This is a genomic window from Amycolatopsis sp. cmx-8-4, assembly GCF_046548675.1.
Taxonomy (GTDB): domain Bacteria; phylum Actinomycetota; class Actinomycetes; order Mycobacteriales; family Pseudonocardiaceae; genus Amycolatopsis.
This window is the reverse complement of record NZ_JAEBDZ010000033.1, coordinates 12,312-32,670: the sequence shown is the minus strand read 5'-3', so window position 1 is coordinate 32,670 and position 20,359 is coordinate 12,312. Positions and strand designations below refer to the sequence as shown.

The following is a 20,359-nucleotide window of genomic DNA, read 5'->3' as shown; positions in this document are numbered from 1 at the left end:
CCCGCGCCGTGTTGGCCACTCCGGTCGCCGTGTTGGCCACTCTCGTCGCCGTGTTGGCCACTCCGGTCGCCGTGTTGGCCACTGGCGGCCGACCGAGGTGACCGGAACGGCCAACACACCGGCCGGAGTGGCCAACGCACTGACCGGAACGGCCAACACGGCGGTCGGACGGCTCTTAGTCCTGTCCGCCCAGCACGAAGCGGACGAGATCGTCCGCATCCATGTCGCCGATATCGCCGTCGTCGCCGGTGTCCGCCGCGGATTCCTCGTCGTAGGTCCGCTCCGACCGGTCGACCGCCTCCACGAGCAGGTCCATCAGGCCCAGCGAGCGGAGCTGGTCGAACGAGACCGCCGCCAGGAACTTCCGGACGCGGGTCTCCTCTTCGGACAGCGGGCCGTCGTCGACGTCACCGAACAGCTCGCGGTGGAGGTGCCCGGCGATGGCGTTCGCGGTCGGGTAGTCGAACACCAGCGTCGAGGCCAGCCGCACGCCCGTCCGCTCCGCCAGCACGTTCCGGACCTCGACGGCGGCGAGCGAGTCGACACCCATCTCCCGGAACGCCTGCGCCGGCTCGATGTCCGACCCGTCGCTGTAACCGAGCAGCTCGGCGGCGATCGACCGCACCAGCGTCAGCAGCGCCTCGCGCCGCTCCGCCGGTTCCAGGTGGGCCAGTTCCTCGTGCAGGGTCGCCTCGGCCACGACGGCGTCGCGTTCGACGATCGTGTCCGCGCCCAGCGCCTGCCGGACCTCCGGCAGCTCGCTCAGCAGCGCGCTCTGGCGGGGCAGGGTGAACGTCTGGGCGAAGCGGCTCCAGTCGAAGTCCGCGGCCAGCACGGAGCCCTGGAAGCCCAGGGCGCGGCCGAACGCCGTCATCGCCTCGGCCGGGGCCAGCGGGACCAGGCCGTGGCGCTGCATGTGGTCGAGCATGTCGCCCTGCATCGCCATCCCGGTCTCGCCCCACAGGCCCCAGCCGAGCGAGGTGCCGCGCAGCCCGCGGCGCACCCGGTCCTCGGCCAGCGCGTTCAGGTAGGCGTTGGCCGCGGCGTAGGCGCTCTGCTTGCCGCTGCCGAGCATGCCGGCGACCGACGAGTACAGCACGAAGAAGTCGAGCTCCCGGTCCCCGACGAGCTCGTCGAGCAGCCGGGCCCCGGCCACCTTGGACTTGAGGACGGCTTCGACGTCGTCCAGGGTCAGGGCGACGACGTCGGCGCCGCCCTGCGGGACGCCGGCGGAGTGGACGACACCGCGCAGCGGGTGCTCGGCCGGGATCGCGTCGAGCATCGCGGCGAGCTGGTCGCGCTCGGCGACGTCGCAGGCCACGACGGCCGCCTCGGCGCCTCGCGCGGCCAGGTCTTCGACCAGCTCGGCGGCACCCGGCGCGTCCGGGCCGCGGCGGCTGGTCAGCACCAGCCGCTTGACACCGGCGTCGGCGAGCCAGCGCGCGGTCTCCGCGCCGAGCGCGCCGGTGCCGCCGGTGACCAGGACCGTGCCGGGCCCGGCCAGTGCCGGGGTGATCACCGGGGTCTCGGCCGCGGTGGTGCGGCGCAGCCGCCGGCCGAGGATCCGGCCGGTCCGCAGGCACACCTGGTCCTCGCCGTCGATCCCGGCGAGCACGAGCGGCAGGTTCTTGAGGTCGGCCTCGCTCGGTTCGGCCGTGAGGTCGACCATGCCGCCCCAGGCCGCGGACAGCTCCAGCGCGACGGTGCGGCCGAAGCCCCACACCGCGGCCTGCTCGACGGTGTCCGGCGCCGCCGGATGGTCCTCGACGCCCAGTGCCTCACGGGTCAGGCACCACAGCCGGACCCCGGCGCCGAACCGGTCGACCTCCTGGACCAGCGCCTGGACCAGGACGGCGGTGAGCGTCATCCCGGCCGGAGCGGTCGGCGCGCCCGGCAGCGGTTCGGAGCGCAGGGCCAGCAGCGACACGACGCCGTCGAACGAGCCGGGCAGCGCCTCGATCCGGGCCGCGAGGGCGACCGGGTCGGGTTCGACGACCGGCAGCACCGTGACGTCACCGGGCAGCGCGCCGAGCACCCGGCCGACCCACGGCTGGTCCTCGGTGCCCTCGGCCACGACGGCGAGCCACCGGCCCGGCACCGCGGCTTCCGCCGGCACCTTCAACGGCGTCCAGTCGATCCGGTACCACCAGCGGTCGATCGCGGCGTCGCTGCGCAGCTTCTCCCGCCACGACGTCAGGGCGGGCAGGACGGAGTCCAGGGCCGTCCGGTCGACGTCCAGCACCGAAGCCAGGGTGTCGACGTCGGCGGCGGCGACCGTGCTCCACAACCGCGCGTCCGCCGCGCTCTCCCCCGCTTCGGGCGCGGCCTTCGGCTGGGCCTCGGGCCAGTAGTTCTTGCGCTGGAAGGCGTAGGTCGGCAGCGGGACGCCGGTGGTGACACCGGCGCGGTCGAAGTAGGCGCGCCAGTCGATCGTGACGCCCTGGGCGTGCGCCCCGGCGACCGCGGTCACCATCCGGCGCCAGTCACCCTCGCCGGTGCGCAGGGTCTCCTGGAACACCAGCGGCTCGCCGGTGGGGTCCATGGTCTGCTCCAGCGCCATCTTCAGCACCGGGCTCGGGCTGGGCTCGATGAACGCCGCGGTCCCGTCGGCCACCATCGCGGCGGACGCGTCGCCGAACAGCACGGTCTGGCGGATGTTGCGGTACCAGTACCGGGCGTCCAGCTCGGCGGTGTCCAGCAGCTCGCCGGTCACCGAGGAGTAGAACCGCACGGTGCTGCTGCGCGGCGTGATCGGGGCCAGCTGCTCCAGCAGGTCGTCCTCGAGCAGTTCCACCTGCGGCGAGTGTGCGGCGAAGTTCACCCCGGCCAGGCGCCAGCGCATCATGCCGGCCGCCGAGAGGCGCTTCTCCAACGCGGTCAACGCGCCTTCGTCGCCGGAGACGGTGACCAGCTTCGGCCCGTTGACCGCGGCGATCGAGACCTCGTCACCGAGGTCCGCCACCAGGGCACGGACGTCGTCGGCCGGCGCCACGACCGACAGCATCACGCCGGTGCGGGCGAGCTTCTGCCTGATCAAGCGACTGCGCAGGGCAACTACCCGGGCGCCGTCGGACAGGCTCAGGGCACCCGCGACGCAGGCCGCGGCGATCTCGCCCTGCGAGTGCCCGACCACGGCGGCGGGCTCGACGCCGAACTCGCGCCACAGCGCGGCCAGCGACACCATCACCGCCCACAGCGCGGGCTGGACGATGTCGACCTCCTGCAAGGCCTCGTCGTCCTCCAGGACTTCGAGCAGCGACCAGTCGACGAACTCGGACAGCGCCGCGGCGCACTCGGCCATCGTCCCGGCGAAGACCGGGGACGCGGCCAGCAGGTCGCGGGCCATCCCGGCCCACTGCGAGCCCTGGCCCGGGAAGACGAACGCCGGGGCGCGGGTGCCGAAGGTGCGGCCGGTCACGACGTCCGGCGCGGCTTCACCGGCGGCGACGGCGGTGAGCGCGGCCGTCAGCCCCGCCCGGTCCTCGCCGACCAGGACGGCCCGGTGCGCGAACGCCGACCGCCCGGCCAGCGCGCGGCCGATCGCGGCCGCGTCGGCCTGCTCGGGCAGGTGCGCCAGCACCCGTTTCGCCTGGCCGCGCAGGGCCGCCGACGTCCGACCCGAGAGCACCCACGGCACAATCGCCGGCGGCGTCTCCGGGGCCGGCACAGGGGCCGGCTCGGGGGCGGCTTCGAGCACGGTGTGGGCGTTGGTGCCGCTGATGCCGAAGGACGACACCGCCGCGCGGCGGACGCGGCCGGCGTCCGGCCACGGCCGGGCCTGCGACAGCACCTCGACGCCGCTGTCCTGCCAGTCCACGTGGGACGACGGGGTGGCCGCGTGCAGCGAGCGCGGCAGGACGCCGTGGCGCATGGCGAGGACCATCTTGATGATCCCGGCCACGCCGGCGGCGGCCTGCGTGTGCCCGATGTTGGACTTCACCGAGCCGATCGGCAGCGGGTGCTCCCGGTCCCGGCCGTAGGTCGCGATGAGCGCCTGCGCCTCGATCGGGTCACCGAGCTTGGTGCCGGTGCCGTGCGCCTCGATCGCGTCGATGTCCGAAGTGGACAGTCCGGACGCGGCGAGCGCCTGGCGGATGACCCGCTGCTGCGACGGCCCGTTGGGCGCGGTGAGGCCGTTGGACGCGCCGTCGGAGTTGATCGCCGAGCCGCGGACGACCGCGAGGATCTCGTGGCCGTTGCGCCGCGCGTCGGACATCCGCTCCAGCAGCAGCATCCCGACGCCCTCGGCGAAGCCCAGGCCGTCGGCGTCGTCGGAGAACGCCTTGCAGCGGCCGTCGGTGGCGAGGCCGCGCTGGCGGCTGAACCCGACGAACGTGCCGGGTGTGGCCATCACGGTCGCGCCGCCGGCCAGCGCCAGCCCGCACTCGCCGTTGCGCAGCGCCTGCGCGGCCAGGTGCAGGGTGACCAGCGACGACGAGCACGCCGTGTCGACGGTCAGCGTCGGGCCTTCGAAGCCGAACGTGTAGGCGACGCGGCCGGAGGCGACGCTCGGCGAGCTGCCGTTGCTCTCGTAGCCGTCGGTGTCGGCCATGTGGTTCAGCGTCAGGCCGTAGTCGTTGTACATCACGCCGACGAACACGCCGGTGCGGCTGCCGCGCAGGGTGGCCGGGTCGATCCCGGCGCCCTCGACGGCCTCCCAGCCGGTCTCCAGCAGCAGCCGCTGCTGGGCGTCGGTGGCCAGCGCCTCGCGCGGGTTCATCCCGAAGAACTCCGGGTCGAACTCCCCCGCGTTGTGCAGGAAGCCGCCTTCACGGGTGTAGGTCGTGCCGGGGTTGTCGGGGTCCGGGTGGTACAGCGAGGCGATGTCCCAGCCGCGGTTGGCCGGGAACGCGGTGATCGCGTCCCGCTCCTCGGTCAGCAGCTGCCAGAGGTCTTCGGGCGAGGAGACCCCGCCCGGGAACCGGCAGCTCATGCCGACGATGACGATCGGGTCGCCCGCGACGGCGGCGGGCACGGCGGTTTCGTCGGTCACCGCGCCGGAGCCGAGCAGCGCTTCCAGGAGGTGCCCGCCGAGCGCGGCGATGGTCGGGTAGTCGAACACGGCGGTGGCGCTGAGCCGGACGCCGGTCGCGCCGTCGAGCCGGTTGCGCAGCTCGAGGGCGGTCAGGGAGTCGAAGCCGAGCTGCTGGAACGTCTGGTCCGCGTCGAGCCCGCCGGTGTCGGCGTGCCCGAGGACCTGGGCGACCTGCACGGTGATCAGCTCGCGCAGGGCCCGGACGCGCCCGGCCTCGTCGAGCGCGCCGAGCCGGCGGACGAGACCGACCGCGGCTTCGCCACCCGCCGCTGCGGCGGACCGCCGCAGCGGGACGCGGATCAGGCCGCGCAGGATCGGCGGCACCTCGCCCATCGCCCGCAGCACGGGCAGGTCGAGGTGGACCGGCGCCAGGTCGGGCACGCCCGCGGCCAGGGCCGCGTCGAACAACCGCGTGCCCAGCTCCGCCGGGATCGCCGGGGTGCCGGCGCGGGCCATCCGCGCGAGATCGGCGTCGGTCAGCGCGCTCGTCATGCCGCTGCCCGCGGCCCACGGACCCCAGGCGAGGGAGGTGGCGGGCAGGCCTTCGGCGTGACGGCGGCGGGCGAGCGCGTCGAGGAACGCGTTGGCCGCCGCGTAGTTCGCCTGGCCCGCGGTGCCGACGGTACCGGCGACCGACGAGAACACCACGAACGACGTCAGGCCGAGGTCCCTGGTCAGCTCGTGCAGGTTCCACGCGCCCCGTGCCTTGGGCCGCAACACGCGGTCGAAACGCTCGGCGGTCAGGGAGTCGAGGACGCCGTCGTCGACGACGCCCGCGCTGTGCACGACGGCGGTCAGCGGGTGCTCGGCCGGGATCCCGGCCAGCAGCGCGGCCAGGGCGTCGCGGTCGGCGACGTCGCACGCGGCGACGGTCGCTTCGGTGCCGTGCGCGGCGAGTTCGGCGATCAGCGCGGTGACCTCGTCGACGTCGCCGCCGCTGCGGCTGACGAGCAGCAGGCGGCGCATGCCGTGCTCGGAAGCCAGGTGCCGGGCGAACAGCGCGCCCAGTCCCCCGGTGCCGCCGGTGATCAGGACGGTGCCGTCGGGGTCGCCGAAAGCCTCGGCTTCGGCCACGGCGACGCGAGCGAGCCGGCCGCCGTGCACCTGGCCGTCGCGCAGGACGACCTGCGGTTCGTCGGTGGCGAGGGCCGCGGCCAGGCCGGTTGTGTCGTCGGCGAGGTCGACCAGTGTGACGCGGCCCGGGTGCTCGGCCTGCGCGGAGCGGACGAGCCCCCAGACGGCCGCCGCGGCGGGGTCGCCGTCGGTGGCCCCGCGGGTGAGGACGACGAGTCGCGTCTCCCGCAGCCGATCTTCGGCCAGCCACTCCTGGAGGAGAGCGAGGGTGCGGGTGGTCAGGGCGCGAGCCGACTCGGCCGCGTCGTCGTGCGGCTGGTCCGGAAGCGGGAGGACCACCAGGTCCGGTGCGGCCGCGGCGGCCGCTTCGACGTCGGCGAAGGCCGTCTCGATTCCCGCTGTGGTCCGGAGTTCGGTCGTGTCGCCCAGGACCCCGGCGGTGACGAAGCCGGGCGGCGTCGCGGTCAGCGGGGTCCAGGTGAGCCGGTACAGGTGTTCCTGGCCCACCGGGCCGGGACGGGACGCGGTCAGCGGGCGCAGCCGCAGCGACGCGGCCTCCGCGACCGGCTGCCCGGCCGGGTCGGCGACGGCGATCGCGACACCCGCGCCGGACCGGGAGATCCGGACCCGGACGGTGGCCGCGCCGGTCGCGTGCAGCTGGACGCCTTCCCAGGCGAACGGCAGCTCGGCGGCGCCGCTTTCGTTGCCCAGCAAGCCGATCGCGTGCAGGCAGGCGTCGAACAGGGCCGGGTGCAGGCCGAACGCGCCGGCCTCCCCCGCCTCGTCGCTCGGGAGCGCGACGTCGGCGAAGACGTCGTCGCCGAGCTGCCACGCGGCGGTCAGGCCACGGAAGGCTCCGGTGTAAGCCAGACCGGCGTCGGTGAGGCGCTCGTAGTGGCCGTCGAGGTCCACCTCGGTGGCACCGGCAGGCGGCCACTCCGCGGCGTCGAAGGTGGCCGCCGGACGTGCCGGGCCGAACACGCCGGTGGCGTGCTGGATCCAGGCGAGGTCGTCGGCGTCTTCCGGTCGCGAGTAGACGGTGAGGGCGCGACGGCCGTCGCCACCCGGCTCGGCCACGCGCAGCTGCACCTGGACGCCGCCGCGGCCGGGCAGGACCAGGGGCGCGGTGAGCGTGAGCTCTTCCAGGCACGGCGTCCCGGCTTCGTCACCGGCGCGCAGGGCGAGTTCGGCGAAGACGGTGCCGGGCAGCACCACGCTGCCGCCGACGACGTGCCCGGCCAGCCACGGGTGCCCGGACACGGACAGCCGGCTGGTCAGCAGGATCTCGCCCGACCCTGCCGGGCGCACCACGGCGCCGACCATCGGGTGGCCGCCGACGCCGAGGCCCGCGGCCGTGGCGTCGCCGCGGGGCGTCGCTCCGCCCTTCGGCCAGAAGCGTTCCCGCTGGAACGCGTACGTCGGCAGCGCGGTCCGCCGGCCACCGGCCAGCACCGCGGCCCAGTCGACCCGGACGCCGGTGACGTGCAGGCCGCCGAGCCCGGCGAGCGCGGCCCGCGGCTCGGGGATGTCCTTGCGCAGCAACGGAACCGTGACGACGTCGGACGGGAGGGTCCCGGCGGTCATCGCCGACAGGACGCCGTCCGGGCCGAACTCGGCGAAGACGCGGACGCCGCGCCCGTGCAGCGCCGTGACGCCGTCGGCGAAGCGGACCGTCCGGCGGACGTTGTCGACCCAGTGGTCCGGGCCGACGGCTTCCAGCAGCTCGCCGGTCACCGTGGACACGAGCGGGATCCGCGGCGAAGCGTAGGTCAGGCTCTCGGCCACCGCGCGGAACTCGTCGAGCATCGGGTCCATCAGCGGCGAGTGGAACGCGTGGCTCACCTTCAGCTGCGTCGTCTTCTCGAACTGCGCGGCAACGGCCAGCACGGCGTCCTCGAGGCCCGCGAGCACGACGGCTTCGGGGCCATTGACCGCCGCGATGGCGACGTCGTCGCCCAGCAACGGGCGCACTTCGTCTTCGGTGGCCCGCACGGACACCATCGCGCCGCCGGCGGGCAGCGCGCCCATCAGCGAAGCGCGGGCCGCGACCAGGGTGCAGGCGTCGGCCAGGGACAGCACGCCCGCGACGTGCGCGGCCGCGATCTCCCCCACCGAGTGCCCGAGCACGTAGTCCGGGCGCACGCCCCACGACTCGGCGAGCCGGAACAACGCGACTTCGAGCGCGAACAACGCGGGCTGCGCGGCGGCGGTCCCGGCCAGCGCGCGGGAGTCCTCGCCCCAGACGATCCCGGACCAGTCGCCGGGCAGCAGTTCGACGACCGCGTCCCAGGCCTGCGCGAACGCGGGGTACCGGGCGTAGAGCTGGCGGCCCATGCCGAGGCGCTGGGCGCCCTGGCCTGCGAACAGGGCGGCGAGCTTCGCCGTCTCGTCGGCGTGGCCGGTGACGACGGCCGGGTGCGGCTCCCCCGCGGCCAGCGCTTCGAGCGCGGCGGCGAGTTCGCCGCGGTGCTCGGACAGCACGACCGCGCGCTGGTCGAAGGCGGTTCGGCCGGTGGCGAGGCTGTAGCCCGCGTCGACGCGGTTCAGTTCGGTCGCGTGCTCCGCCAGCCGGGCGGCCTGCGCCCGCAGCGCGGGTTCGGTGAACGCGGACAGCGGCCACGGCACGACACCGGCGTCGGGCGGCGCGTCCGGCAGGTTCGCGTCCGGGGCCTGCTCGACGATCGTGTGGGCGTTGGTGCCGCTGATGCCGAACGACGACACCGCCGCGCGGCGCGCCCGGCCGGTTTCCGGCCAGGGCCGGTTCCCGGTGACGACCTCGACGTCGCCGGCGGCCCAGTCGACGTGCGTGGACACCTCGCCGGCGTGCAGGCTCGGCGGGACGACGCCGTGCCGCAGCGCCTCGACCATCTTGATGATGCCGGCGACGCCGGCGGCGGCCTGGGTGTGGCCGATGTTGGACTTGACCGAGCCCAGCAGAAGCGGGGTTTCCCGGTCCCGGCCGTAGGTCGCGAGCAGCGCCTGGGCCTCGATCGGGTCACCCAGCGTGGTGCCGGTGCCGTGCCCTTCGACGACGTCGACGTCCGAAGTGGACAGTCCGGACGCGGCGAGGGCCTGGCGGATCACGCGTTGCTGCGACGGGCCGTTCGGCGCGGTGAGGCCGTTGGACGCACCGTCGGAGTTGACCGCGGAACCCTTGACCACCGCGAGCACCGGGTGGCCGTTGCGGCGCGCGTCGGACAGGCGTTCCAGCAGCAGCATGCCGGCGCCCTCGGACCAGCCGACGCCGTCCGCGTCGTCCGAGAAGGACTTGCAGCGGCCGTCGGCGGAGAGGCCGCGCTGGCGGGAGAAGCCGACGAACGTGCCCGGGGTGGACATCACGGTGACGCCGCCGGCCAGGGCGAGCGTGCACTCGCCGCTGCGCAGGGCTTGCGCCGCCCAGTGCAGGGCGACCAGCGACGACGAGCACGCCGTGTCCACGGTGACGGCGGGTCCTTCGAGGCCCAGCACGTACGAGACGCGGCCGGAGGCGACGCTGCCCGCGCTGCCGTTGCCCTGGTAGGCCTCGAGGTCGCCGCCGGAGACGAGGCTGTTGTAGTCGTTGTACATCACGCCGGCGAACACGCCGGTCCGGCTGCCGCGCAGGACGCGCGGGTCGATGCCGGCCCGTTCGATCGCCTCCCACGAGACTTCCAGCAGCAGCCGCTGCTGGGTGTCGGTGGCGACGGCTTCGCGCGGGCTCATCCCGAAGAACGCGGCGTCGAACTCGGCGGCGTCGTGCAGGAAGCCGCCGTGGCGCGTGTAGGACGTGCCCGGGTGGTCCGGGTCGGGGTCGTAGAGGGAGTCGACGTCCCAGCCGCGGTCGGACGGGAACTCGGTGATGGCGTCGGTGCCGCCGGTGACCAGCTCCCACAGCTGCTCGGGCGTGGTGACGCCACCCGGGTAGCGGCAGCTCATCGCGACGATCGCGATCGGCTCGTCGAGCAACGGCGCAGTGACCCGCGCGGCGTCCTGGTGGTCGTCATCCGCGCCGGCCAGCTGGCCGGTCAGGTGCCGGGCCAGGGCGGTCATCGTCGGGTAGTCGAAGACGGTCGTGGCCGGCAGCGCGACGCCGGAGGCGGCGGTCAGCTTGTTGCGCAGGTCGACGGCGGTCAGGGAGTCGAAACCGAGCTCCTGGAACGTCTTCGCGGCCGGGATCGCGGCGGCGTCGGCGTGCCCGAGCACGAGCGCGACCTGGCCGCGCACGAGGTCGAGTACGGCCTCGGCCCGCTCGTGTTCGCTCAGCCCGGCCAGGCGGCGCACCAGGCCCGCCGCGGCCGGACCGCCGCCGGCGAGACGGCGCCCGGACACCCGGACCAGGCCGCGCAGCAGCGGCGGGATCTCCGGCTGGGTCCGGATCACCGGGAGGTCGAGGCGCACCGGCAGCAGCACGGCGCGGTCGGTGCTCAGCGCGCGGTCGAATAGCCGGATGCTCTGCTCCGGCTGCAGCACCGGCATGCCGAGCCGGGCCATCCGCTCGATGTCGGCGTCGCTCAGCGCCCGGGTCATCCCGGTCGCGGCGGCCCACGGGCCCCAGCCCAGCGACTGCGCGGGACGTCCTTCGCCGGTGCGGCGCAGGGCGAGCGCGTCGAGGAACGCGTTGGCGGCGGCGTAGTTGGCCTGCCCGGCGCCGCCGAAGGTACCGGCGACCGAGGAGAAGGAGACGAACGCGGCGAGGTCGAGGTCGCGGGTCAGCTCGTGCAGGTTCCAGGCCGCGTCCACCTTCGGGCGCAGCACGGTCGCGAGCCGCTCGGGGGTCAGCGACCCGAGGACGCCGTCGTCGAGCACGCCGGCGGTCTGCACGACGGCGGTCAGCGGGTGCTCGGCCGGGATACCTACCAGGAGGGCTCGCAGGGCGTCGCGGTCGGCGATGTCGCAGGATCGGACGTCGACGTCGGCGCCGGCCTCGGTGAGGTCGGCGACCAGTTCGGGGGCGCCGTCGGCGGCCAGGCCACGACGGCTGACGAGCAGCAGGTGCCGGGCACCGCGCTCGGTGACCAGGTGCCGGGCCAGCAGCCCGCCGAGACCACCGGTGCCGCCAGTGATGAGCACGGTGCCGTCGGGGTTCCAGGAGGCGGCACTTTCACGTGAAAGTGCCGCATCGGCGCGGGTGAGGCGGGCCGCGCGCAGGTCGCCGTCGACCAGCGTGACCTGCGGTTCGCCCGTGCCGAGCGCGGACGGCAGCGCGGCCAGGGACTCGGCGGTGCCGTCGAGGTCGACGAGCACGATGCGGCCCGGGTGCTCGACCTGGGCGGTGCGGGCGAGGCCCCAGACGGCGGCCGCGGGCAGGTCGGCGCCGGTCGTCGCGCCGCGGGTGACGAGCACCAGCCGCGCCGCGGCGAACCGCTCGTCGGCCAGCCAGTCCTGCAGCAGGGCCAGGACGTGCGTGGTCAGTTCGTGCGTCTCCTGGACCACGTCGGCGTTCTCGGCCCCGGCGACCGGATACACGACGAACGGCGGGACGTCCCCGTCGAACGCGAGCGGGCCGGAGACGCGCGCCGCGTCCGGGAAGATTCCGGCGACGCCGAGCTGGTCAACACCCGCGACGGCGACCGCGCCGGACTCGGGGGCGCCGGGGGTGAACGGGATCCAGTCGAGCTGGAACAGGGAGTCGCGGTCGGCGGTGTCGTCGATCGCGCCGGACGGCAGCGGCCGCAGCACCAGCGAGCGCACGGACGCGACGGGGGTGCCGTCGAAGTCGGTGACCTGCAAGGCAACCGCGTCGTCCCCGGCGGGCGAGATCCGCACGAGCACCGAGGTCGCGCCGGCCGCGTGCACCGAGACGCCTTCCCACGAGAACGGCAGCGAACCGGGCCGGACGGCGGTGCTGAACGACGTCGCGTGCAGGCAGGCGTCGAGCAGCGCGGGGTGCAACCCGAACGACGCCGCGTCGGCGTGTTCGTCCTCCGGCAGCTCGACCTCGGCGAAGACGTCCTCGCCGTGCCGCCACACCGCGGTCAGGCCGCGGAAGGCCGGGCCGTACTCGAAGCCCTGGTCGGCGAACCGGTCGTACAGGTCGGCCAGGTCCGCTTCGGCCGCACCGTCGGGACGGCGGACCGGCTCCGGCGCGGGTTCGGCGGTGGCCAGCAGGGTGCCGCTCGCGTGCCGGGTCCACGGCTGGTCGATGGCGTCTTCGCGGCGCGAGTAGACGGTGATCGGCCGGTCGCCGGCTTCGTCGGGCGGGCCGACGGCGACCTGGACGTGCGTGCCGGCCTCGTCGGCCAGCACCAGCGGCGCTTGCAGGGTCAGTTCGCCGACGCCCGGGCAGCCGAGCTGGTCGCCCGCGCAGACGGCGAGTTCGAGCAGCGCGGTGCCGGGCAGCAGCACCGAACCGGCGATCCGGTGCCCGGCCAGCCACGGGTGCGTGGCCAGCGAAACCCTTGCGGTGAACAGGAACCCGCCCGACTCGGGCAGTTCGATCCCGCCGCCGAGCAGCGGGTGGGCGACGGCGCCGAGGCCGATCGCGCCGACGTCGCCGGGCAGCGTGGCCATCCGCGGCCAGAAGCGTTCGTGCTGGAAGGCGTAGGTGGGAAGGGCGAGCTGCCGGCCGCCGACGAAGTACGCGTCCCAGTCGACGTCGACGCCGTGCGCGTGGACCGCGGCGAGCGCGTCGACGAGCGTCTCGACGTCCTCGCGGTCGCGGCGCAAGGCCGGGACGGCGATGGCTTCGGCGGGCAGGACGGCGGCGGCCATGGCGCTGAGCACGCCGGCCGGGCCGACCTCGAGGAACGCCGTGACGCCGTCGGCGAGCAGGGCCGCGACGCCGTCGGCGAACCGGACGGCCCCACGGACGTGGCGCACCCAGTACTCCGCCGTGCCCAGTTCGTCGCCGGCGATCGCGCCGGTCAGGTTCGACACCACCGGCAGCTCGGCCGGGGCGTACTCGACGGTCTCCGCGACCGCGCGGAAGTCGTCGAGCATCGGGTCCATCAGCGGCGAGTGGAACGCGTGGCTGACCTTGAGCCGGCTGGTCCGGTGACCGTCCGCGGCGAAGGTCGCGGCGATCTCCGTGACGGCGTCTTCGTCGCCCGATAGGACAACCGACTCCGGCCCGTTGATCGCGGCGATCGACACTCCGGCGCGGCCCTCGATCGCCTGGACGACGGCGTCTTCGGGGGCACCGATCGCGACCATCGCGCCGGTCGCGGGCAGGGCAGCCATCAGGCGGCCACGGGCCGCCACCAGACGAGAGGCGTCGGCCAGGGAGAAGACCCCGGCGACGTGCGCCGCGGCCAGCTCGCCGATCGAGTGGCCGAGCAGCAGGTCCGGCGTGACGCCCCAGGAGCGCAGCAGGCGGTACAGCGCGACCTCGATCGCGAACAGCGCGGGCTGCGCGACGTCGGTGGGTTCGAGCGACGCGTCGGCGTCGAACATGCGCTCCCGCAAGGAGAGCCCGAGCTCCGGGTCGAGGTGCGCGCAGACGTCGTCGAGGGCCGCGGCGAACGCCGGGAACCGCTCGTACAGCTCACGTCCGGCTCCGGCGCGTTGCGCGCCCTGGCCGGTGAACAGGAACGCCGTCCGGGCGCCCGGGGTGGCCGGGGCGGGCACGTCCGCCCCCGCCGCGAGGGCGGTGAGCGCGGCGACCGGGTCGCCGGTGAGGACCGCGCGGTACTCGAACGCGGTCCGGGTGGTGGCCAGTGACCAGGCGACGTCGCGGGGGTCGGCGTCGCCGATCGCCGTCAAGAGCCGTTCGGCCTGGGCGCGCAGGGCTTCGGGGGTCCGGGCGGCCAGCAGCCACGGCGCGGGCCGGTCGTCCCGGGTCACCACGGGTGCCGGTTCGGCGGCCGGGGCCTGCTCCAGCACGACGTGGGCGTTGGTGCCGCTGATGCCGAACGACGACACCGCGGCGCGGCGCGGGCGGCCGGTCTCCGGCCACGGCCGGGTGTCGGTCACGAGCTGGATGTCGCCGGCCGTCCAGTCCACGTGGGACGACGGCGCGTCGATGTGCAGGCTCTTCGGGACGATGCCGGCGCGCATGGCGAGCACGGACTTGATCACGCCCGCGACGCCGGCGGCGGCCTGGGTGTGGCCGAGGTTCGACTTGACCGAGCCGAGCAGCAGCGGCTGGAACTCGTCGCGTTCCTGGCCGTAGGTGGCCAGCAGCGCCTGCGCCTCGATCGGGTCGCCGAGGGTGGTACCGGTGCCGTGGCCTTCGACGACGTCCACTTCGGACGGTGTCAGCCCGGCGGCGCCGAGCGCCTGGCGGATGACGCGCTGCTGCGACGGCCCGTTCGGGGCGGTGAGGCCGTTGGACGCGCCGTCCGAGTTGACGGCGGAGCCGCGGACCACGGCGAGCACGGGGTGGCCGTTGCGGCGCGCGTCGGACAGCCGCTCCAGCACGAGGACGCCGACGCCCTCGGACCAGCCGACGCCGTCGGCACTGTCCGCATAGGACTTGCAGCGGCCGTCGGCGGCGAGGCCGCGCTGGCGGCTGAAGTCGATGAAGGTGCCCGGCGTGGCCATCACGGTGACGCCACCGGCCAGGGCCAGCTCGCACTCGCCGCGTTGCAGGGCGGTCGCCGCCATGTGCAGCGCGACCAGCGACGACGAGCACGCGGTGTCGACGGTGACAGAGGGGCCTTCCAGCCCGAAGACGTAGGAGATGCGGCCGGACAGCACGCTGCCCGCGTTGCCGGTGCCGAGGTACCCGAGCGAGTCGGCCGGGAACTCGACGTTCGCGCCGAGGTAGTCGTGGTACATGATCCCGGCGTAGACGCCGGTCCGGCTGCCGCGCAGGGTGCCCGGCCGGATGCCGGCGCGTTCCAGGGCCTCCCACGACGTCTCCAGCAGCTGGCGCTGCTGCGGGTCCATCGCCAGGGCCTCACGCGGCGAGATGCCGAAGAAGCCGGGGTCGAAACCCGCGACGTCGTCGAGGAAGCCGCCGTCGCGGGTGTAGCTGGTGCCCGCGTGGTCGGGGTCGGGGTGGTAGATGGCCTCGACGGGCCAGCCGCGGTCGCCGGGGAAGCGCGAGATGCCGTCGCCGTCGCCGACGACGAAGTCCCACAGCTCGTCCGGGGACGTGATGCCGCCCGGGTAGCGGCAGCCCATCGACACGATGACGACCGGGTCGGACTCGACGGCGGCCGCGGTGCGCACCGGCGTCCGGTCGACCGCTTCGAGGGAGCCGACGAGTTCGTCGTGCAGGTGGCGGGCCAAGGCGAGGACCGTCGGGTAGTCGAAGACGAGCGTCGCGGGCAGCCGCAGGCCGGTCTCGGCCTGCACGGCGTTGCGCAGCTCGACCGCCGACAGCGAGTCGAAACCGAGGTCGGCGAACGACTGGGCGGGCTCGACCTGGCTGATCGAGCTGTACCCGAGCAGGCCGACGACGTGCGTGCGCACCAGGTCGACCAGCGCGCGCTGCCGGTCGGCCGGAGCCAGCGCGGCGAGCCGGGCGGTCAGGCCAGAGTCGGCCTTCGGACGGCGGCGGGCCGAGCCGCGCACCAGGCGTCGCAGCAGCGGCGGGACCTCGGGCGCTCCCGAAAGCGTGTCGAGGTCGAGGCGCACCGGAGCGAGCAGGGCGTCGTCGGCGCCGAGCGCGGCGTCGAACAGGCCCAGCGCCTGGTCCAGGGCGAGCGGCGGAGTGCCGGCGCGGGTCATCCGCTCGATGTCGGCGTCCGCGAGGGTGCCGGCCATGCCGAGGTTGCCACCCTCGGACGCCCACGGTGCCCACGCGCCCCAGGCCAGCGAGACGGCCGGAAGTCCTTGTGTGCGGCGGTGGTCGGCGAGGGCGTCGAGGAAGGCGTTGGCGGCGGCGTAGTTGCCCTGCCCGGCCGCGCCGAAGACGCCGGCGACGGACGAGAAGAGCACGAACGCCGTGACGCCGGGCAGGTCGGCGGTCAGTTCGTGGAGGTGCCAGGCGGCGTCGACCTTGGGCCGCAGGACGGCGTCGACCTGCTCGCCGGTGAGTGACGGGAAGGTCGCGTCGGCCAGGACGCCCGCGGTGTGGACGACGGCCGTGATCTCGTGGCCGGCGAACACCGCGGCCAGGGCGTCGCGGTCGGCGACGTCACAGGCGATCGCCGTGGCGTCGGCGCCCAGCTCCGCGAGGTCCGCGCACAGGCGGTCGGCGCCCGGGGTGTCCGGGCCGCGGCGGCCGAGCAGCAGCAGCCGCCGGACGCCGTGTTCGGTGACGAGGTGCCGGGCGACCTGGCCGCCGAGCCCGCCGAGGCCACCGGTGACGAGCACCGTCGACGTCTCGTCGACCACCGGCGTCGCATCGGTGGTGACGGCGGCGCGCGCGAGCCGGGGCACGCACAGCTTTCCCTCGCGGATGGCGATCTTGGGCTCGCCCAGCGCCACCGCGGCGCTCAGCAGCTCCGCGGACGCGGGGTCGTCGTCCAGCTCGACCAGGGTGATCCGGTCCGGCTGCTCGGCCTGGGCCGAGCCCAGCAGACCCCACAGCGGTGCCGTGACGAGGTCGCCGTGGGTCACGACGACCAGGCGCGAGCGGGCGAACCGCTCGTCGGCCAGCCAGTCCTGGACCGTGCTCAGAGCCGTGTGAACGGCTTCCCGGACCGCAACGGGGGTTTCGCCGTCCGGGACGACCGGGGTGTAGCGGAAGACCGCTGGGACCTCGCCGACGTCGTCGCCGAGCGCGGGCCAGTCCGCGACGGCGGGGGCCGCACCGGCCGGGACCGGGACCCACTCGACCGTGAAGAGGGATTCGTGGCGGGCCTTGCGACCGGTGTTCGTCGAAACCGGGCGCAGCGCGAGGGAGTCCACCGTCGCCACGGGCTCACCGGCGGCGTCGGAGACGTTCAGGGAAACCGAAACCGGGTTGGTCGCGTCGATCCGGACGCGCAGCGCGGACGCGCCCGCGGCGTGCAGGGTGACGCCGGACCACGCGAACGGCAGCAGCCGGTCCGCGTCCTCGGCCCGGCCCGCCGCGCCGAGCGCGTGCAGGGCCGCGTCGAGCAGCGCGGGGTGCAGGCCGTACGAGTCGGCCGCGGTTGCCTGACGCGGGCGCGAGACTTCGGCGAACACCTCGTCGCCGCGCCGCCAGACGCGCTCCAGGCCCTGGAACGCGGGCCCGTAGCCGAAGCCGACCGACGCCAGGCCGTCGTAGAAGCCGGTGATGTCGACCTCGTCCGCACCGGTGGGCGGCCACGCCTCGGGTGCCGGGACGGTGACCGGCTCCCCCGGAACCAGGACGCCGCTGGCGTGCCGCTCCCAGGCCGTGTCCTCGGGTTCGTCGTCGAGTCGCGAGTGGACGGTGATCGGGCGGCGGCCGGCGTGGTCGGCCGCGCCGACGATCAGCTGCAGCCGCACCCCGCCGCGCTCTGGCACGACCAGGGGCGCTTCGAGGGTGAGTTCGGCGACCTGCGGGCAGCCGACGCTGTCGCCGGCGCGCACGGCCAGCTCCAGGAACGCCGTGCCCGGCAACAGGATCGAGCCCATGATGACGTGGTCGGCGAGCCACGGCGTCGCCGCCGCGGTGAGCCGGCCGGTGAACAGGTAGCCCTCGCCGTCGGCCAGGCCGATCGCGGTGCCGAGCAGCGGGTGCCCGGCCGCGGTGAGGCCGAGGCCGGCCGGGTCGGTGGCGGCCGCGCCGGGCGGGGTCGCCTCGGGCCAGTAGCGCTCGTGCTGGAACGCGTAGGTCGGCAGGTCCACCCGGGTCGCGCCGGTCCCGGCGTAGAACCCGGCCCAGTCGACGGGCACCCCGGCGACGTGCAGTGTGGCGAGCGCCGTGGCGGCGGAGAGTTCCTCCGGCCGGCCGGAGCGCAGCAGCGGGACGCAGCGGACGTCGTCGCTCACGGTCTGCTGGGCCATCGCGCTGAGCACGCCGTCCGGGCCCAGCTCGACGAACCGGGTGACGTCGCGTTCGGCCAGCCAGCGGACGCCGTCGGCGAAGCGGACGGCTTCGCGGACGTGCGAAACCCAGTACGCCGGGTCCTGCAGCTCACCCGGCGTCGCGACGCGGCCGGTGCGGTTCGAGACCACCGGGATGCGCGCCTCGCCGTAGGTGATCCCCCGAGCTACCGCGGCGAACTCGCCGAGCATCGGCTCCATCCGCGGCGAGTGGAAGGCGTGGCTGACGCGCAGCCGCTTGGTCCGGCGGCCGCGTGCGGTCAGCTCGGCGGCGAGCTCCTCGATCGCCGTCTCGTCGCCGGAGAGCACGACGGAGTCCGGGCCGTTGATCGCGGCCAGCGAAACCGCGGCTTCGCGACCGGCGATCAGTTCGAGGGCTTCGGCTTCCGGGATCTCGGCGGCGAGCATCGCGCCGCCGGCCGGCAGCGCCTGCATGAGCCGGCCGCGCGCCGAGACGAGCGCACAGGCGTCCTCGAGGGAGAACACGCCCGCGACGTGGGCCGCGGCGATCTCGCCGACGGAGTGGCCGAGCAGGTAGTCCGGGCGCAGGCCCCACGACTCGGTCAGCCGGAAGAGGGCGACCTCCAGCGCGAACAGGGCGGCCTGCGCGTACTGGGTGTCGTCGAGGTTGCCGGCGCCGCGGACAACGTCGGTGAGTGCCGGGTCGAGGTGCGCGCACGCGGCGTCCCAGGCTTCGGCGAACACCGGGAACGCCTGGTACAGCTCGGTTCCCATGCCGACGCGCTGGGCGCCCTGGCCGGTGAACAGGAACGCGACGGCGCCCGCGGCGGCGACACCGGAGGGGCCGTTGCCCGCCGCGAGGGCGGCCAGGCCTTGGCGGAGGTCGTCGAGGCCGGCGCCGGTGACGACCGCGCGGTGCGGCAGCGCGGCGCGGGTGGTGCCGAGCGAGTACGCGAGGTCCAGCGGCGCGACCTCTCCATCCACAAAGGACAGCAGACGCGCGGCCTGCGCCCGCAGCCCGGCCGCGTTCTTGCCCGCCAGGGGCCAGTTCAGCACGCCCGGGACGCGGACGTCCGGCGAGGACTCCCGCTCGGGGATCGCCGGGGCCTGCTCCAGGATGATGTGGGCGTTCGTGCCGCTGAGGCCGAACGACGAGACGCCGGCGCGGCGCGGACGGCCGGTCTCCGGCCACTCGCGGGTGCCGGTGACCAGGGCCAGGCCGCTGGAGTCCCAGTCGAGGGCCGGGGTCGGCGCGTCGACGCCGAGGGTCTCGGGCAGTACGCCGTGCTGCAGGGCGAGCACCATCTTCAGCACACCGGCGACGCCCGCGGCGGCCTGGGTGTGGCCCAGGTTCGACTTCACCGAGCCGAGCCACAGCGGTTCCCCGGTGCGGTCACGGCCGTAGGTGGCGGCCAGGGCGCGGGCCTCGATCGGGTCGCCGAGCGTGGTGCCGGTGCCGTGGGCCTCGACCGCGTCGACGTCGGCCGGGGTGAGGCCGGCGCCGGCGAGCGCGGCGCGGATCACGCGTTCCTGCGCCGGGCCGCTCGGGGCGGTCAGGCCGTTGGACGCGCCGTCCTGGTTGACCGCGCTCCCCCGCATGACCGCGAGGATGCGGTGGCCGTTGCGTTCGGCGTCGGACAGCCGTTCCAGGACGAGGACGCCCGCGCCCTCACCCCAGCCGGTGCCCTCGGCGCCGGCGGCGAACGAGCGGCAGCGGCCGTCGGGCGCGAGGCCACGCTGGCGGCTGAAGGCGATGAACAACGTCGGGGTGGCCATGATCGTCGCGCCGCCGGCCAGGGCCAGCGAGCAGTCGCCGCGACGCAGCGCGTGCGCGGCCAGGTGCATCGCGACCAGCGACGCCGAGCACGCGGTGTCGACGGTGATCGCGGGGCCTTCCAGGCCGAGCGCGTACGCGACGCGCCCGGACAGCACGCTGGAGGCGTTCGCCGTGGACAGGTAGTCCTCGGCGCCTTCGGCCGCGCCGGCCGCGAGGTGGATGTAGTCCTGGAAGTTCGTGCCGGTGAACACCCCGGTCGACGAACCGCGCAGCGCGGCCGGGTCGATCCCGGCGCGCTCGATGGCCTCCCAGGAGATCTCCAGCATCAGCCGCTGCTGGGGGTCCATGACGAGCGCTTCGCGCGGCGAGATGCCGAAGAACGCCGGGTCGAAGTCACCGGCGTCGTGCAGGAAACCGCCGTGGCGCACGTACGACGTGCCGCGCGTGTTGCCCTCGGCGTCGTGCAGCCGGTCGACGTCCCAGCCGCGGTCGTCCGGGAACTCGGTGATCGCGTCGCGACCGCCGGACAGCAGCTCCCACAGCGCCTCGGGACTCGAGGCCCCGCCGGGGAAGCGGCAGCCCAGGCCGACGATCGCGATCGGCTCCTGGTCCGCCGTCTCGGCTTCGCGCAGCTTTTCGCGGGTCTCCTGCAGTTCCACGGTGACGCGCTTGAGGAAGTGCCGAAGCTTCTCTTCGTTGTCCATGAA

General features: G+C 74.9%; 1 protein-coding gene. It reads right to left on the bottom strand.

What is annotated here, in order from left to right; translation table 11 throughout:
* Positions 1-175 precede the first annotated feature (175 nt).
* Positions 176-20,356, bottom strand: a complete 20,181-nt coding sequence (locus tag ACLJQZ_RS41165; RefSeq protein ID WP_410626315.1) for a type I polyketide synthase — start codon at positions 20,354-20,356, stop codon at positions 176-178.
* Positions 20,357-20,359: the final 3 nt, after the last annotated feature.